This window comes from Candidatus Symbiopectobacterium sp. (assembly GCF_020054415.1).
In the GTDB taxonomy this organism is placed as follows: domain Bacteria; phylum Pseudomonadota; class Gammaproteobacteria; order Enterobacterales; family Enterobacteriaceae; genus Symbiopectobacterium.
On the sequence record NZ_JAHWCO010000682.1, the window covers coordinates 1 to 1506 of the forward strand.

General features: G+C 48.7%; 2 protein-coding genes and 3 pseudogenes. All 5 read left to right on the plus strand.

Translation table 11 applies throughout. From position 1 onward, the window contains the following. Positions 1 to 2: 2 nt before the first annotated feature. Positions 3 to 110: pseudogene (locus QZ506_RS19725) on the plus strand (IS1 family transposase); the annotation flags it as partial. Further along, positions 67 to 252, plus strand: coding sequence for an IS1 family transposase (locus QZ506_RS19730; RefSeq protein ID WP_291973338.1), 186 nt, complete (start codon positions 67 to 69; stop codon positions 250 to 252). The pseudogene QZ506_RS19725 and the gene QZ506_RS19730, both read left to right, overlap by 44 nt. Before the next feature lie 161 nt (positions 253 to 413). Further along, positions 414 to 500: pseudogene (locus tag QZ506_RS19735) on the plus strand (IS1 family transposase); the annotation flags it as partial. A 42-nt stretch (positions 501 to 542) separates the two neighbouring features. Further along, a pseudogene (locus tag QZ506_RS21735) lies at positions 543 to 794 on the plus strand (HP1 family phage holin). Further along, positions 794 to 1321 (plus strand): lysozyme, encoded by a 528-nt coding sequence (locus QZ506_RS19745; RefSeq protein WP_291973343.1) that lies wholly within the window; start codon positions 794 to 796, stop codon positions 1319 to 1321. Before QZ506_RS21735 ends, QZ506_RS19745 begins: the two are co-directional and overlap by 1 nt. Positions 1322 to 1506 lie beyond the last annotated feature (185 nt).

The following is a 1506-nucleotide window of genomic DNA, read 5'->3' on the forward strand; positions in this document are numbered from 1 at the left end:
CAGTGGCTAAAGTTGATGTAAGATGCCCGTTTTGTGAACAGACATCTCCTGTGAAAAAACACGGTGATGGCAAAAGTGGCCATCAGCGTTACCGTCGTCAGTCATGCAAACACGGATGGCTACAGGGCTTACAACGACGAAATTCAAAGAGTAAAACACATTGTTAGCAAGCTGTATACACAGCGTATTGAGCGTACACATCTGACACTGCTTAACCGATTGCAACGGCTCAATCGCAAGACGTTCGGATAGGCTTTGTTGAATAAATAGATTTTATGCTGGCAGCCCAGTGAAACGACGGATCCTCGCAACGTAAAATCATGCAGTTAGGCCTAATGAGAAAAGTGTACACCTGAGATGACAAGCATTTTCAACCAATACTGGCGTGGAAAAACAGCATGATTACCTATTATTCAACAAAGCCGCTCGGATATTCAAAATCATCCGAAATGCACGATAAGATCATCGGTACTTACATCGAATGCGAGTACTACGTTTGATGCGACATCAACTCATTGAATACACGACCGCGGGATGATGCTATGACACGAATGAGCACTATCTACAGCAGGCTTTCATACGGAAGCGGGACGGTGCTAATAGGGCTGGGCGTTTCTGCCAGAGCCTACGCCGCATAAACTAAAGAGAGCGGGTTGCTTGCAGACAAAATGGCCGGGTTAACGCTCGGTGATTGGGCTATTGTTGTCGGTATGGTCTGCACAATCGGCACCTTCGCTATCAACTGGTACTACCACAGGAAGGAGTATCAACTGAGGGAAAAAGGCGGTGCGTAATGTCGAAAGCAAGCAAACTCAGTGCGGCAATGCTGGCGCTCATCGCTGCTGGCGCGTTAGCCCCGGTGATGATGGCGCAATTCCAGACTGAAAAAGAGGGTATGCGTATAAACGCTTATCCTGACGGCGGCGGCATCTGGACGATTTGCGGTGGCGTGACACGGGTAGATGGCAAGCCGGTAGTGAAGGGCATGAAGCTGACCGCCGAGCAGTGCGCAAATATTGATGCCGCAGAACAGCAAAAGGCGCTCGATTGGGTAGACCGTAACGTTAAAGTGCCGCTCACTGAGATTCAGAAAGTCGGCATTGCCTCATTTTGTCCGTGGAACATTGGACCCGGTAAGTGCTTCCCCTCAACGTTCTACCGCAAATTGAATGCAGGCGATCTGATTGGTGCCTGCAAAGAGATTAAGCGCTGGATTTGGGACGGAGGCAAAGATTGCCGTATCCGCTCAAACAACTGTTACGGGCAGATAGAGCGGCGTGACCAGGAGGCGGAATTATCGTGCTGGGGGCTGGATACATGAGGCAGTATCTGTATGCCGCTATCGTTGCTTTGCTGGGTCTGCTGTTATTTGTATTAGTCGCGACTAGATCTGACACTGGACCTTGAAAGGTTGAGAGTTACCGGTTTTGATATGGGTGTCTAATCCTTAAACAAAACGCGAGGTAATTCTCATGCTTCATACTAACAATCCCATTATCAAACACA

Bases quoted from the DNA above. Each gene is read 5' to 3' on its own strand.
- QZ506_RS19730 (WP_291973338.1), top strand. From the start codon at position 67: ATGGCAAAAGTGGCCATCAGCGTTACCGTCGTCAGTCATGCAAACACG.
- QZ506_RS19745 (WP_291973343.1), top strand. From the start codon at position 794: ATGTCGAAAGCAAGCAAACTCAGTGCGGCAATGCTGGCGCTCATCGCT.